This is a genomic window from Aquamicrobium lusatiense (genome assembly GCF_014201615.1).
Lineage (GTDB): Bacteria > Pseudomonadota > Alphaproteobacteria > Rhizobiales > Rhizobiaceae > Mesorhizobium > Mesorhizobium lusatiense.
Genome location: NZ_JACHEU010000001.1, coordinates 2,074,654 through 2,087,618 on the forward strand (window position 1 = coordinate 2,074,654; position 12,965 = coordinate 2,087,618).

The 12,965-nt window shown below is 60.1% G+C and carries 11 protein-coding genes, 2 tRNA genes and 1 riboswitch; of the genes, 8 read left to right on the plus strand and 5 right to left on the minus strand.

Annotated features, from left to right (window positions below; all coding sequences use genetic code 11):
- Positions 1–106 precede the first annotated feature (106 nt).
- A riboswitch (glycine riboswitch) is annotated at positions 107–194 on the minus strand.
- A 296-nt stretch (positions 195–490) separates the two neighbouring features.
- Positions 491–565, minus strand: a tRNA-Asn gene (locus HNR59_RS09935).
- 242 nt (positions 566–807) lie between these two features.
- On the opposite strand from HNR59_RS09935, the gene HNR59_RS09940 reads away from it, so the two are divergent.
- Complete coding sequence (locus tag HNR59_RS09940; RefSeq protein WP_183829333.1) at positions 808–1,074, plus strand: hypothetical protein; 267 nt, start codon at positions 808–810, stop codon at positions 1,072–1,074.
- Between the two features lie 29 nt (positions 1,075–1,103).
- Positions 1,104–1,700, plus strand: a complete 597-nt coding sequence (locus tag HNR59_RS09945) for an IMPACT family protein (protein ID WP_425488643.1) — start codon at positions 1,104–1,106, stop codon at positions 1,698–1,700.
- An 88-nt stretch (positions 1,701–1,788) separates the two neighbouring features.
- Here the strand turns inward: HNR59_RS09945 and HNR59_RS09950 are convergent, their stop codons facing one another.
- Positions 1,789–2,307, minus strand: a complete 519-nt coding sequence (locus HNR59_RS09950) for a hypothetical protein (protein ID WP_183829338.1) — start codon at positions 2,305–2,307, stop codon at positions 1,789–1,791.
- Between the two features lie 321 nt (positions 2,308–2,628).
- Here HNR59_RS09950 and HNR59_RS09955 point away from each other — a divergent pair.
- The 4 genes from HNR59_RS09955 (at position 2,629) to HNR59_RS20915 (ending at position 6,113) form a co-directional block, all read left to right on the plus strand.
- A tRNA-Cys gene (locus HNR59_RS09955) sits at positions 2,629–2,702 on the plus strand.
- Positions 2,703–2,794: 92 nt separating this feature from the next.
- Positions 2,795–3,463: a protein-L-isoaspartate O-methyltransferase family protein gene (locus HNR59_RS09960; protein WP_183831506.1), complete on the plus strand. Its 669-nt coding sequence runs from the start codon at positions 2,795–2,797 to the stop codon at positions 3,461–3,463.
- Positions 3,464–3,629: 166 nt separating this feature from the next.
- Positions 3,630–5,012: a TolC family outer membrane protein gene (locus HNR59_RS09965; RefSeq protein WP_343060774.1), complete on the plus strand. Its 1,383-nt coding sequence runs from the start codon at positions 3,630–3,632 to the stop codon at positions 5,010–5,012.
- 264 nt (positions 5,013–5,276) lie between these two features.
- Positions 5,277–6,113 (plus strand): PopZ family protein, encoded by an 837-nt coding sequence (locus tag HNR59_RS20915; protein WP_183829344.1) that lies wholly within the window; start codon positions 5,277–5,279, stop codon positions 6,111–6,113.
- 129 nt (positions 6,114–6,242) lie between these two features.
- Here the strand turns inward: HNR59_RS20915 and HNR59_RS09975 are convergent, their stop codons facing one another.
- The gene (locus HNR59_RS09975) at positions 6,243–7,049 is read right to left on the minus strand and encodes a DUF72 domain-containing protein (RefSeq protein WP_183829347.1); all 807 of its coding nucleotides are present in this window, start codon (positions 7,047–7,049) and stop codon (positions 6,243–6,245) included.
- Positions 7,050–7,262: 213 nt separating this feature from the next.
- Between HNR59_RS09975 and HNR59_RS09980 the strand changes: the two genes are divergently transcribed.
- Positions 7,263–7,922 carry a GGDEF domain-containing protein gene (locus HNR59_RS09980; RefSeq protein WP_183829351.1) on the plus strand — a complete coding sequence of 220 codons (660 nt, stop codon included), beginning with the start codon at positions 7,263–7,265 and terminating at the stop codon, positions 7,920–7,922.
- Between the two features lie 29 nt (positions 7,923–7,951).
- On the opposite strand, the gene uvrA is transcribed toward HNR59_RS09980, so the two are convergent.
- Positions 7,952–10,876 (minus strand): excinuclease ABC subunit UvrA, encoded by a 2,925-nt coding sequence (uvrA, locus tag HNR59_RS09985; RefSeq protein WP_183829354.1) that lies wholly within the window; start codon positions 10,874–10,876, stop codon positions 7,952–7,954.
- A gap of 711 nt (positions 10,877–11,587) precedes the next feature.
- Positions 11,588–11,878 carry a hypothetical protein gene (locus HNR59_RS09990; RefSeq protein ID WP_183829357.1) on the minus strand — a complete coding sequence of 97 codons (291 nt, stop codon included), beginning with the start codon at positions 11,876–11,878 and terminating at the stop codon, positions 11,588–11,590.
- 230 nt (positions 11,879–12,108) lie between these two features.
- On the opposite strand from HNR59_RS09990, the gene ssb reads away from it, so the two are divergent.
- The gene (ssb, locus tag HNR59_RS09995) at positions 12,109–12,639 is read left to right on the plus strand and encodes a single-stranded DNA-binding protein (RefSeq protein ID WP_183829360.1); all 531 of its coding nucleotides are present in this window, start codon (positions 12,109–12,111) and stop codon (positions 12,637–12,639) included.
- The last annotated feature ends 326 nt before the right edge of the window (positions 12,640–12,965 follow it).

Here is a 12,965-nt window from a genome sequence, read left to right on the forward strand (position 1 = left end):
CGTGCCCCTCTGTCTGAAGCCTGAGAGACTCGTGCAACCGGAACTCTGTCGGCGGCACTTACACCTTCGGCGCGAAGCAGCAATGCCTCGACTTTCCAGAGTGTCGTTCCTGCTTACGGTTCTTTTGCCTGAGAGATTTCGGGCGATTTCCCCTTCGGCGGCAGCTTTGCGCTGCTCTCTCCCGCAAACAGTTGAAGCCCTTGTGAGGCCCCCCGACGCCCGAATGCATAGACTAGTCGTGCAGACTTGTCACCTGTGTCGCGGATGGTCGTGGAAGATTGTTTTCGGCATCGGCCGATGCTGGCCGGATGCCGTTCTCAAGGTATCAGGGAGGCGAGGGCAGATTGACAATTGTAGCATCGGTATAATGCGTCAGCATAAGTGCTGATCCGAAGCCGGCAAATCGCAGGCTGAAACATGCCCGAACAAACACCAGGCAAGGCATACCAGATAACCGAAGGGATAATTCACTTGCCTTTGCCACTTGAAGTGGCTCCCCGGGACGGATTCGAACCATCGACCAACCGGTTAACAGCCGGTTGCTCTACCGCTGAGCTACCGGGGAACAGCAGGCTCTTGCGTGAACGAGGCAGCCTATAGCAAACCCTTTTCGGCTTTGCAAAGAAGCATTTCGCTTTTTTTACACCATTTTCACAGACCTGCTCGAAATGTCGCAGGCCTGTGGCCATATTGACCCCACGGCCAGCCGTCAGGAGCCGGAGGTTAAGAGCATAAACATGGGCTGAACCGCGGATTTGCCGAGATGTCGTGTTACCGGATACGCAGCTGAACGGTGCATGGAGAATTATGATTCAGGACGATTCCTCAAACGGTTGTGAAGAGACGCGCCGCAAGATCACTTTGCTGGGCAAGGAGTTTACCTTGCCGCGGTCGCGCCGTGCGCGCATCGCCATCGGCATAAGCCTGATGGTGCTCGGCTGTTTCGGCTTCCTGCCGGTGCTGGGCTTCTGGATGATTCCGCTCGGGCTTCTGATACTCTCCTATGAATTCGCCCGTGTGCGCCGCTGGCGCAGGCGCGCCGCCGTATGGTGGGAGCGTCGCCGCCGCCGCTAAGGCGTTCGCATTCATGTTACATGGGGGAAATGAGCAAGCTTTTTACACTTATCGACACGGTATCCGCGCGGCTCGAAGTCAAAAAGAGTCGGTTTGTCGCCGTAGCAGGACCTGTCGCCGATGAAGCTGCGGCCAGAGCCTTTATAGATATGCATGCCGAACGCACCGCAAATCACAATTGCTGGGCGTGGCGTGTGGGGCAAAATTACCGGTTCAGCGATGATGGAGAGCCCGGTGGGACGGCGGGTAAACCGATCTTGCAGGCCATTGATGGTCAGTCGCTGGACAATGTGGCGGTGGTGGTCACGCGCTGGTTCGGCGGCGTGCTGCTTGGAAGCGGTGGGCTGATCCGTGCCTATGGCGGAACGGCGGCATCATGCCTGCATGAGGCTTCTAGGAAGCCGCTGGTGGAAACCTTGTCAGCCACTGTCGCCTGCGGGTTCAGCGATCTGTCGCTTGTGCAGTCGAGGCTGGAGGCTGTGCCGGATGCGAAGCTTCACGCGCCCCGGTTCAACGAGAGCGGGGCCGAGCTGTCCTTCGATGTTCCGAAGGATGCGGCATTTGACATAGAGCGCCTGGTTACCGACCTGACCGCAGGTCGCGCGCGTGTTCAATGGAGTGGATAATCGGGGGAGTGGATAGCCGGGGGCGTGGATAGCCGGAAGGAGCGCTGTCCTGCGGGAGACTTGTTCCTTCCGGCCGATTGCTGCGTTGTCAGCTGTCGCGTTTTGCCTGTGCAACCGCACCGGCCTTGCGCTGGCGGCCGAGTTCCATGGGTCTGATCAGGTTCTTGGGCCGCTGTGACGCCGCATTGCGCATGCCCTGATGGGCGTGCCGCGTGTTAAGAGGCGCTCCCTGATCCGTGGAAGCCTGCTTGAGCTGGAGTGCCGTGTGCGCAAGCTCGGCTTGCGAAACCTGCGCGGCCATGCGTTCGCGCCTTGTGCGTTCTGCATTCAGACGGCGTACTGCCTGCGAAAGCACTTCCTGCTTCGTGCTGTTGCCAGCCGCGGATGTTGCCGCTTCCGCGCCTTTGGCGGTTGCCTTACCGCGCATCTCCCGCCGGCGGCGCTGGACTTCTCCCTGCGCCTTGTCCCGCCGTTCGCGCAACAGCTTGATATGGTGGGAGAGATCCTTATCCGACAGCTCCTGCAATGCAGGATGGCGGGTATTGGCTACAAGCTCCTGCTCGGCCTTATCCAGTGCCCGTTCTTCCTCTTTGCGGCTAATGGCCATGATATCTCCTTCTGTCTTTAACGCCTCAGCTAACCATACCCGCCGGCTATTGCAAAACCGCTGCATGAGGTGAGGTGAACCGGCAGGACAAACGTGCCGGAGGCCGAGGCGGTTCCATTCCTGCGGGATAATCACGATTGCCCTGAAATGGCTCGGGGGGGGCTGGGATTGCGCTTTCGGTGACATTTTTCAGCGTGATGCCGGCGCACCGAAGATGGCTCTTCAGAATGAAGCAAGGAAAACATTGAGAATGACGGAGAGCGGCTTGACTGGGAAATGGGGCTAACCTATTGAGGCCGCTGGAACGCTTGCACAGCGTGGGGCCTCGTGGCGGAGTGGTTACGCAGAGGACTGCAAATCCTTGCACCCCGGTTCGATTCCGGGCGAGGCCTCCAGTTTTTCAGGGCATCCTGCCGCATTCGGCAGGATTTGTTCGTTCCAACGTACTGAAAGCGCGCGGTGCGCGCCAGAGCGGGGCAGCTTGCACATGAGCGCTGATTTTACCGAACGCCGCGTCAAAATGGTCGACGGACAGATTCGCACGACCGATGTCACGAATGTGCCGCTGCTTGAAGCCTTTCTGTCTGTTCCGCGCGAGCTTTTTGTTGAAGAGGCGATGCGTGAGCTTGCCTATATCGACGAGGATATCCGCATAGCGGACACTGAGAGTGGCCCCCGCTTCCTTATGGAGCCTTCGCCGCTGGCCCGCCTTTTGCAGGCCGCGGAGATCCGGGAAGGCGATTCTGTTCTCGATATCGGCTGCGGCACGGGTTACTCGTCGGCAATTCTTTCGCAGGTCGCCGCCTCTGTCACAGCGCTGGAAAGTGATCCGGTGCTGGCCGGCAAGGCGCGCGAGACGCTGGGGGCGCTCGGTTGCGGGAATGTTTCGGTGGTGGAAGGCCCACTTCGTGACGGCTGGAAAACTGCCGCGCCTTATGATGTAATTGTGTTGCAGGGCAGCATTGACGAGCTTCCGGAGCAGTTGCAGGTGCAGCTTGCCGAGGGCGGCCGGCTGGTTGCCGTGGAGGGCAGAGGCAATGCGGGCGTCGCCCGTATCTTCCTGAATACCAATGGTGTTGTAACCGGCAGACGTGCCTTCAATGCGGCAATTAGGCCACTACCGGGATTCGAACGCAGCAGAGTTTTCGAGTTCTGAATGGATTTAACTTGCAGCCGAAGCCTAGGCATGATGGCTTGGCGCCTGAGCCGAATCTGATGCGGGCCGTAAGGGTCGTATCTGCGGTGCGTATGAGCGTAAGGGCGCAACAAGCCTGAACAGGATTTCAGTTGCGTCGTCATTATTTGTAAAGTTGAGGGTCGACGTGCAGTCCTTTAGCAAGACCGTTTTTGCCGCCCTTTTGATCACCGCAACGGCTTTGTCGCCGGTTGCAGCTTCGGCTGAAACTATCACCGGAGCGTTATCAAAAGCTTACCGCAACAACTCCCAGCTTAATTCTGCGCGCGCCGGCGTTCGCGTGACCGATGAGGACGTGGCCATCGCCAAGTCCGGATACCGGCCGAACGTCGTGGGCTCTGCCAGCATCGACTACACGGAAAGGCGGCGCAACGACATGTCGACCCGCCTGACTTCGGGAAGCTTCGGCGTTCAGGTCAATCAGATGCTGTTCGATGGCTTTCAGACCAAGAACACCGTCGCCGCGGCCGAAGCGCGGGTTCGCGCCTCGCAGGAGAGCCTGCGCAACACGGAAGAGAACATCCTGTACAGTGCCGCACAGGCATATATGAACGTCATTCACGACCGTCAGGTCGCGGCTCTCACACAGCAGAATCTGGAATTCCTCAACGAGCAGACACGTGCCGCACGTTCGCGCCTTGAGGTCGGCGAGGGCACCCGCACCGACGTTGCGCAGGCTGACGCGGCGCGGTCGAACGCGGAGGCGCAGCTCAGCGCCGCCCGCGCGCAGGCCCTGTCCAGTGCGGCTGCCTACCGGCAGCTGATCGGTGAGGAGCCGGGCCAGCTCAAGGCCGCCGCACCGCTGGCCAAGCAGCTGCCACGCAGCCTCGACGCGGCGGTTGCCGTCGCTTCCCAGGAGCATCCGGCGATCATCGCAACCAGCCATCTGGTCGATGCCGCGGCTTTTGGCGTGAAAGCCGCTGAGGGTGCCTTGTTGCCGTCGGTGACTGCATCCGCCGGCATTTCGCGCAACTACAGCCACACCTCTCCCGGTGGCATCAGCAATACCGACGGATATTCTAACGCCGCCAATATCGGTGCTACGCTTTCCGTGCCGATCTATCAGGGTGGCCGCACATCCGCTCAGGTGCGCAAGTCGAAGGAACAGCTCGGTCAGGCCCGTATCGAGGTCGATGTCAGCCGCGACCAGGTGCGGCAGGCGATCACCGCAGCCTGGACAGGCTATACTGCCGCGCAGGAAGCCGTTGCCGCTAACCGCACCGTGGTCAGCGCCGCCCAGCTCGCCCTGAACGGTGTTATCGAAGAGCGCAATGTCGGCCAGCGGACCACGCTGGAGGTTCTGGATTCGCAGCGCGACGTGATCAACGCCAAGATCAACCTTGCCAGCGCGGAGCGTGATGTCGTTCTCGCCAGCTATGCCATTCTTCAGGCCATGGGCAGGCTGTCGGTCGAGCGTCTGGGCCTGCAGGTGACCAAGTACCAGCCGGAAGAGCATTACAATGCGGTCAAGGACAAGTGGTTCGGCCTGCGCACCCCGGATGGCCGCTGACGCGTTCCGGGCTTTTTGAGCTTCAGGGAAAAGGCGCTTCGGCGCCTTTTTTGTTGTGAACTGTATATCTGACAGGGACTGATTACCGTTCGGGGTGTGTCGTTCGGCTCTATTCTGTTGAAACAGGATGCTGATAACGTTTGGGGATTCTCCCCGGCCGCAGGGTCCGTTACGCTAAAGGCAGATGATTCGGCCGGCACTGACCCGGTGAGCCGCGGCCGATGCTGACCAGAATAGCGAATCGCGGGGGCGGTGGACGTGACGATGGCGACGGCAAGCAGTGTGCAGCGTGAACCTTCGATGGAAGAGATCCTTGCGTCGATTCGCAGGATCATCGAGGACAGCGATTCGGGTCGCAAGCCAGCCGAGGCTTTTGCTCAGGCTGGCGACGAGGCTGGCATTCCGGATGAGCCGGCTCCAGCCGTCGTAGACGTATTTCGCAATGAGCTGCGCTCAGGCTCGCAAGCCGTGCCGCTGAAGCCTTCTGCGGATATCGATGCGCCAAAGCCGACCGAGGTTGCACCCGCGCATCAGCCGGAGGCGGTGGCGGCAGACAGCAAGACGGACGAGGAGCCGTCCGCATCCTCCTCGTTCAAGAGAATTGATTTCACGCGAACCGATCTCTCCAGCCCGGCGGCTCCTGCGTCGGAGAAGCCTGCGACCAAGGCTGATGACTGGCTGGTGCCCCTGGATGTCGGCAGCGGCGACAAAGGCAGGCATTCCGGCCATTCTGAGAACCAGCCTGCGGATCCGGTATCGTCGGCATCGCTCCACAGCGTGCAGGATATTCAGGGCGCAGAAGCTTCCGCCATGGAAACAGAGGCGGAGCCAGCGCCTCTTCCGAGCACTCCTTCCGCTGCCGAGGCGCATGACGTCGCTGCACCCAAACCTGCTCTGGTTTCCGAGAAGACCAGCCGGCAGGTTGCCGCTGCGTTCGGGGAATTGTCGGACGCATTCGCGGCGCGCAGCAAGAAATCTCTGGACGAGATGGCGGAAGAGATGCTGCGCCCGATGCTGCAGGACTGGCTCGACAACAATCTCCCCACATTGGTCGAGCGACTGGTGCGCGAGGAAATCGAGCGGGTGGCGCGGTGCGCCTGAGGCGCCCCCGGCCGACTTTTCAACCGGCTGCCTGCATCCGGTTTGATATAGAAATCAACGCTATGCGTTCATTTCATGAATCGGAATGAGAGCCGCTTGAATCGATTTGTCAGGCACAGGTGACGTGCTCTATCCTGACACCCTCTGCATCAGGGCCATCGCGCCAAACGGCGCACGGACCTTTCCCTCGGTGATGAAGTAGACAAAGACGTCACGCGGCTTTTCCGGTGCTGATGTGGCGGGATCGGCCAGCGGCAGATCCGGAGGCATTTTGCCTGCCGCGAGAACGCGCGCGCGTTCCGCCCATTCGTCAAGTGCCTGCGGCGTATAGCAATCCGGATTATCGTCGCTTCCCGTTTGCAGGCGCAGATAGGCGAAATCGCCGGTCAGATCGCCTATCGCAGGATATTTGGCGTGGTCGGCATAGACGATGGCGGCACCATATTTCCGCGCCAGCGTGACAAAATCGGGAGTGACGAAGCTGTCGTGCCGTACTTCAAGCGCGTGGCGCAGTTTCACGCCATCCTGACGCTCTGGCAGCAGCTTCAGGAAGGCCTCGAAATCCTGCGGCTCGAATTTTTTGGTCGGTGCGAACTGCCACAGGATCGGTCCGAGTTTTTCGCCCAGCGCAGCGATTCCCGAGCCAAGAAACCGCATCATCGATTCTCCGGCCTCGCCGAGAACCTTTCGGTTGGTCACGAAGCGGTTGCCTTTGAGGGCGTAGATAAAACCGTCCGGAGCGTCATTCCCCCACTTGATGAAGGTCGGCTCCCTGAACGACGAATAATAGGTGCCGTTGACCTCGATCGTCGGCACCTGATGCGTCGCATATCCGAGCTGTTTGGTCTTCGGCAGTTTCTGGGGATAAAAGGAAGTGTCCCATGGCTCGAAGGTCCAGCCACCCATGCCGGCACGGATCGTTCCTGATTGGGTCATCTGTCGCTCCCGGGCGCAAAAAGAAGAAGGATTGCAAGAGTATTTCATCACGGAGGAACCGGTGCAAACCGTGCGGCGTTGTCTGCTGACAGTGCCGCCTGCACCGATGCCACTTCAGAAAGAGGGAGTGGCGCATGAGGCAGGGGCTGTCGACCCGATATATGACATGATGTCCACGCGCTCCGGTTTCATGCAAGGCGGCTGGTATGACTGATGGATGAACTCCTTGCAGACATCGATCTGGCATTCGCCGGCGCAGTTGTGCTGGCCACCTTCTGTTGTGCGCTGGTGGTGGTACGGATCGGATACAGGCGAACCCGTCACCATAAGGACCGGTTGACCGGAGTTTTGAACCGGCGAGGCTTTGAGCGGCGCATCAAAACCATTCTGGACGGCCAATGGAATGCTCCAATATCGCTGGTGCTGTGCGCGCTTCACCATTCCCGGCCGGTCGGCGACGCGCCGAAAACTGCCTTTGATGACAGGGTGCTCTCTAAAATGGGGACTTTGCTCCGTGATGCGGCCGGGCCTGTCAATGTCGTCGGCCGCATGGAGGAAGCGTCATTCGCCATCCTGCTTCAGGGCGCGACGAATGAAGGGGCGCTCAACTGGGTAGGTCTGCTCCGTAACGCCATTGACGACATCTGCTGCGGCGAGCCGGAGCAAAGCGTTCCGATTATGGCGAGCTTCGGTTTCGCAGAGGTGATGGAGCGCGATACGCTGGGCACACTCATGAAACGGGCCGAAGCGCGGCTTTCCCGGGCCAGATATCGTGCCCGGAACCGCGCGGGTGCGCCTGAAAATCGTCCCGCCACCGTCCCGGAAGGAGCGGAAGAGGTCGGGAGGCAAAGTCGCCCGAACCCCTGCCGATAATCGAGCCGAAAGTCTGACGGCTTGCCGTGCTACTCCGCAGCGACCTGCTTTCCGCCCGGCCGCCGTTCCAGAAGCTCTTTCAGGAACTGGCCAGTGTAGCTGCGCGGTTCGGTTACGATGTCTTCAGGCGTTCCGGAAGCGACCAGTTCGCCGCCGCCATCGCCGCCTTCCGGTCCAAGGTCGAGAACCCAGTCGGCGGTCTTGATGACCTCCAGATTGTGCTCGATGACGACAACCGTGTTGCCCTGTTCGACCAGTTCCTGCAGCACTTCGAGCAGTTTTGCCACGTCATGGAAATGCAGGCCGGTGGTCGGCTCGTCGAGGATGTAGAGCGTCTTGCCGGTGGCCTTACGCGACAGTTCCTTGGCCAGCTTGATACGCTGCGCCTCACCGCCGGAAAGCGTGGTCGCCTGCTGGCCGATGCGAATATAGCCAAGACCGACATCCTTGAGCGTCTGTAGCTTGTCACGAACAGCGGGCACGGCTAAAAAGAATTCGACACCTTCCTCCACCGTCATGTCGAGAACGTCGGCGATGGATTTACCCTTGAAGGTGACGTCGAGCGTCTCGCGGTTGTAACGCTTGCCGTGGCAGACGTCGCAGGTGACGTAAACGTCCGGCAGGAAGTGCATCTCGATCTTGATGACGCCATCGCCCTGACACGCCTCGCAGCGGCCGCCTTTGACGTTGAAGGAAAAACGGCCTGGCTGATAGCCGCGCGCCTTGGCTTCCGGCAGGCCTGAAAACCAGTCGCGGATCGGCGTGAACGCACCCGTATAGGTGGCGGGGTTGGAGCGCGGCGTGCGTCCGATCGGGCTCTGGTCGATGTCGATGACCTTGTCGAGGAACTCCAGCCCTTCGATGCGGTCGTGCTCGGCAGGATGTTCTCGCGAACCCATGATGCGGCGCGAGGCGGCCTTGAACAACGTCTCGATCAGGAAAGTGGATTTTCCCCCGCCCGACACGCCGGTGATGGCAGTGAAGGTGCCGAGTGGAATTTCCGCTGTTACATTCTTCAGATTGTTGCCGCGCGCGCCCACGACCCTGATGCGTTTGCCTTTTTTGCCTTTGCGACGCTCGGCCGGCGTGGCGATCTCCATCTCGCCGGACAGATACTTTCCGGTGATCGAGTTCGGATTGGCCATGATCTCGCGCGGCGTTCCCTGCGCGATCACGCGTCCGCCATGCACGCCGGCGGCGGGGCCGATATCGACCACATAGTCGGCATGCAGGATCGCATCCTCGTCATGCTCGACGACGATGACCGTATTGCCGAGGTCCCGCAAATGCTTGAGCGTGTCGAGCAGGCGGGTGTTGTCGCGCTGGTGCAGGCCGATGGAGGGTTCGTCCAGCACATAGAGAACGCCGGTCAGGCCGGAGCCGATCTGGCTGGCGAGGCGAATGCGCTGGCTTTCGCCGCCCGAAAGCGTGCCCGAATTGCGCGACAGGGTCAGATAGTCGAGGCCGACATCGTTGAGGAAGCGCAGACGCTCGCGGATTTCCTTGAGGATGCGCAGCGCGATCTCGTTCTGCTTGTCGTTGAGAAGGCCCGGCAACTCGTTGAACCACAGATCGGCCTTGCGGATCGAAAGCTCGGTGACCTCGCCGATATGCTTGCCCGCGATCTTCACCGCCAGTGCTTCGGGCTTGAGGCGATAGCCGCCGCAGGCCGGGCAGGGGGTGGCCGACATGTAGCGCTCGATCTCCTCGCGCATCCACGCCGATTCCGTCTCCTTCCAGCGCCGTTCCAGATTGGGAATGACGCCCTCGAAGGTCTTGGTCGTCTTGTAGGCGCGCAGGCCGTCATTGTAATCGAAGGCTATCTCGCGCTTGCCGGTGCCATGCAATATGGCGTTGCGCCCTTCCTCGGGCAGAGCGCTGAACTTGTCGGCGAGCTTGAATCCGTAAGCCGCGCCCAGCGCCTCCAGTGTCTGCGCATAATAGGGCGAACTGGATTTCGCCCACGGGGCGACGGCGCCGTCACGCAGGGTCACATTGTCGTCGGGAACGACCAGATTGGGATCGATGGCGCGCTGGTTGCCCAGCCCGTCGCAGGTCGGGCATGCGCCGAAGGGATTGTTGAACGAAAACAGACGCGGCTCGATCTCCGGGATGGTGAAGCCGGAAACCGGGCAGGCGAATTTCTCGGAAAACAGGATCCGCTCATGGGTGTCGTTGGCCGACTTATTAGCGCCGCCACCACCGGCGGTTTCTTCCGGAGGCAGCGGCTTGTCGGCAAGCTCGGCGACCGCCAGTCCATCGGCCAGCCGCAGCGCCGTTTCCATGGAGTCGGCGAGGCGCGTCGCAAGATCGGGCCGCACGACGATGCGGTCCACCACGACATCGATGTCGTGCTTGTATTTCTTGTCCAGCGCCGGAACGTCGGCGATCTCGTAGAAAGTTCCGTCGACCTTGACGCGCTGGAAGCCCTTTTTCTGGAGTTCCAGAAGCTCCTTGCGGTATTCGCCCTTCCGGCCACGAACGATGGGGGCAAGGAGAAAAAGCCTGGTGCCTTCGTCCAGTGCCAGAATGCGATCGACCATCTGCGAAACGGTCTGGCTTTCGATGGGCAGGCCGGTGGCCGGCGAATAGGGAACGCCCACGCGCGCGAAAAGCAGGCGCATGTAGTCGTAGATCTCGGTGACCGTGCCGACGGTGGAGCGCGGGTTCTTCGAGGTCGTCTTCTGCTCGATGGAGATCGCCGGCGACAGGCCGTCGATCTGATCGACGTCCGGCTTCTGCATCATTTCGAGGAACTGCCGGGCATAGGCCGACAGGCTTTCCACATAGCGGCGCTGGCCCTCGGCGTAGATGGTGTCGAACGCCAGCGATGACTTGCCCGAGCCCGACAGGCCGGTCATCACGACCAGAGAGTCGCGGGGCAGGTCGAGATCGACATTCTTGAGATTGTGCTCGCGGGCACCGCGAATGGAAATAAACTTATGGTCGGCCATGGCCGCTCCGCCGCCTCGACTGGATGTTTCGGAATGGCGGGCTTGCCCGTCCTCCGCGAATATAGGTCGTTCCTGCGCGGTTTCGAGAGATGCCGCGACTTTCCGTTTGAGGGTTTACGCGCCTTTCAGCGGGGCAGGCAAGTGAAAAGAACAAAAAATGAACAGCCTCCTGACATAAAGGGCGGGTATGCTGTTACAAAGTTCACATTTTGGCTGATGGCGCTTTGGGCGGTTGACGTAGGGTAACAGAAGCGCCAGATTTCAGGAACGGAAGCCGATCGCCTTACGGGGCTGATCTCCGGAAGGCGCATGGCATCTGCGAAAAGTCGCGGGATGGATGGTGCGCCTGCGGATGAAGTGCTTTCGATCATGCGTGGAAACGAACAGAAGGAGCGAGGTATGACCCCACCTGACAGTTCGAACTGGTTTCGCGCCTGAGCGGAACCGCGGTCAGCCATCTGGCAGGTGAAGATTTTCATCGTGAAGCCGGAGCCTGGCCGTTCCCCCGAAAATCAGAGACTTTAGTCGGATCGTCGGTTGAACGCCGCGAAGCATCCGAGGAAAAGCCGGTAAAATGCTCCCGGCATTATGGGAAAGCCCATAAAAAGCTCCTGATGCTGCAATGACAGCGTCAGGAGCTTGTCTTTTTGTGAGGGCATGAGGAGCAGACTGCTGCTTTCTCGCACCTGAAAAAGCTTTTTCGGCTGAAATTCAGCGTTTGGCTGGAGGCAGGTTACCGACGCCGACATCGAAGGTGAGTTTGCCTGAAACCTTCACATCGAAATTCCCGACCCTGAACTGACCGAATTGGCCGGGACGGGGCGTATCGTCCGGTTCGGGCGGCAAAGGCGTTACGATGCTGAAACTGCGGTCCACGCCGGGCAGGTCGGTGTTCGTCTGAGCGGGCGTTGTCGCCGGTGTCTGCCTGCTTCCGGAAAGGGCCGGGCTGGCAGCCACAAGCACGGGCAGGGCGCAGAGAAAAGCTGCTAAAACGTGGTTCATGAGCCTGATATAAGCGGATGTGGATGGCTCTTCCAGAGCGCTGCTTTCCTTTATGGTTCACAGAGACGTGTGACAGAGTGCCAATCGGCATTGACATTGGTTGAAAATTAACGAGCAAAAAGAGAACAAAAAAAACCTTTTGGGGAAACAGCAGGACCGTGCGGGCCAAACGGCGCGGCAGACTGTAAGGTAAGCGACTTCCAATTTAGGACGAGCGTGGAGACAGCGTCATGGCGGGCAGCGTCAATAAGGTCATACTGGTTGGCAATCTGGGTGCTGATCCGGAAATCAGGCGCCTGAACTCCGGTGATCCGGTCGTCAACCTGCGCATTGCCACCTCTGAAAGCTGGCGCGACAAGATGTCGGGCGAGCGCAAGGAGAAAACCGAATGGCACAGCGTCGTCATCTTCAATGACAACCTTGCCAAGGTGGCCGAGCAGTACCTGAAAAAGGGCATGAAGGTTTACATCGAGGGCCAGCTCCAGACCCGCAAGTGGCAGGACCAGAACGGTCAGGAGCGCTACACGACAGAGATCGTGCTGCAGAAGTTCCGCGGTGAATTGCAGATGCTCGACGCGCGCGGGCAGGGTGAAGGCGGCGGTCAGGTCGGCTACGATCGCGGCGGTTATTCCGGCGGCGGCGGTGGCGGTGGGCGCGGTTCCGATTTCGGCCAGTCCGGCTCCGGCGATTTCGGCGGCTCGCGTGGCGGCGGAATGGGCGGTGGCGGCTCGCGCGACCTTGACGACGAAATTCCGTTCTGATCGGCTGCCGGCAAACTGAGCAATGCCCGAAGGGGTGACCACTGGCCTGAGGGGCTGACCCCGGCATGGGGCGACTGAGATCAAAACCAGAAAAACGCCGCCGACCGAAAGGCCGCGCGGCGTTTTTCATTCTTTTGGGTCAGCGATAGCCGGAAAACTATGCCCAGCCGTCATTTGAGCAGCGCGGAAACGCTTGTTCTTATAAAATTGTTTGGAAAAACAAAGGCCTGCAGATCTTACGTCCGGTGACGGAAGTTCCGGTGATAATCAGGCCGGGCGTGATCTGAAACTTGGGAAGGATGATGTTCGCTGGACCACGACTTTAG

Bases quoted from the DNA above. Each gene is read 5' to 3' on its own strand.
- HNR59_RS09980 (WP_183829351.1), top strand. From the start codon at position 7,263: ATGGATGAACTCCTTGCAGACATCGATCTGGCATTCGCCGGCGCAGTT.
- uvrA (WP_183829354.1), bottom strand. From the start codon at position 10,876: ATGGCCGACCATAAGTTTATTTCCATTCGCGGTGCCCGCGAGCACAAT.
- HNR59_RS20915 (WP_183829344.1), top strand. From the start codon at position 5,277: ATGGCGACGGCAAGCAGTGTGCAGCGTGAACCTTCGATGGAAGAGATC.
- ssb (WP_183829360.1), top strand. From the start codon at position 12,109: ATGGCGGGCAGCGTCAATAAGGTCATACTGGTTGGCAATCTGGGTGCT.
- HNR59_RS09945 (WP_425488643.1), top strand. From the start codon at position 1,104: ATGAGCAAGCTTTTTACACTTATCGACACGGTATCCGCGCGGCTCGAA.
- HNR59_RS09940 (WP_183829333.1), top strand. From the start codon at position 808: ATGATTCAGGACGATTCCTCAAACGGTTGTGAAGAGACGCGCCGCAAG.
- HNR59_RS09975 (WP_183829347.1), bottom strand. From the start codon at position 7,049: ATGACCCAATCAGGAACGATCCGTGCCGGCATGGGTGGCTGGACCTTC.
- HNR59_RS09990 (WP_183829357.1), bottom strand. From the start codon at position 11,878: ATGAACCACGTTTTAGCAGCTTTTCTCTGCGCCCTGCCCGTGCTTGTG.
- HNR59_RS09960 (WP_183831506.1), top strand. From the start codon at position 2,795: ATGAGCGCTGATTTTACCGAACGCCGCGTCAAAATGGTCGACGGACAG.
- HNR59_RS09950 (WP_183829338.1), bottom strand. From the start codon at position 2,307: ATGGCCATTAGCCGCAAAGAGGAAGAACGGGCACTGGATAAGGCCGAG.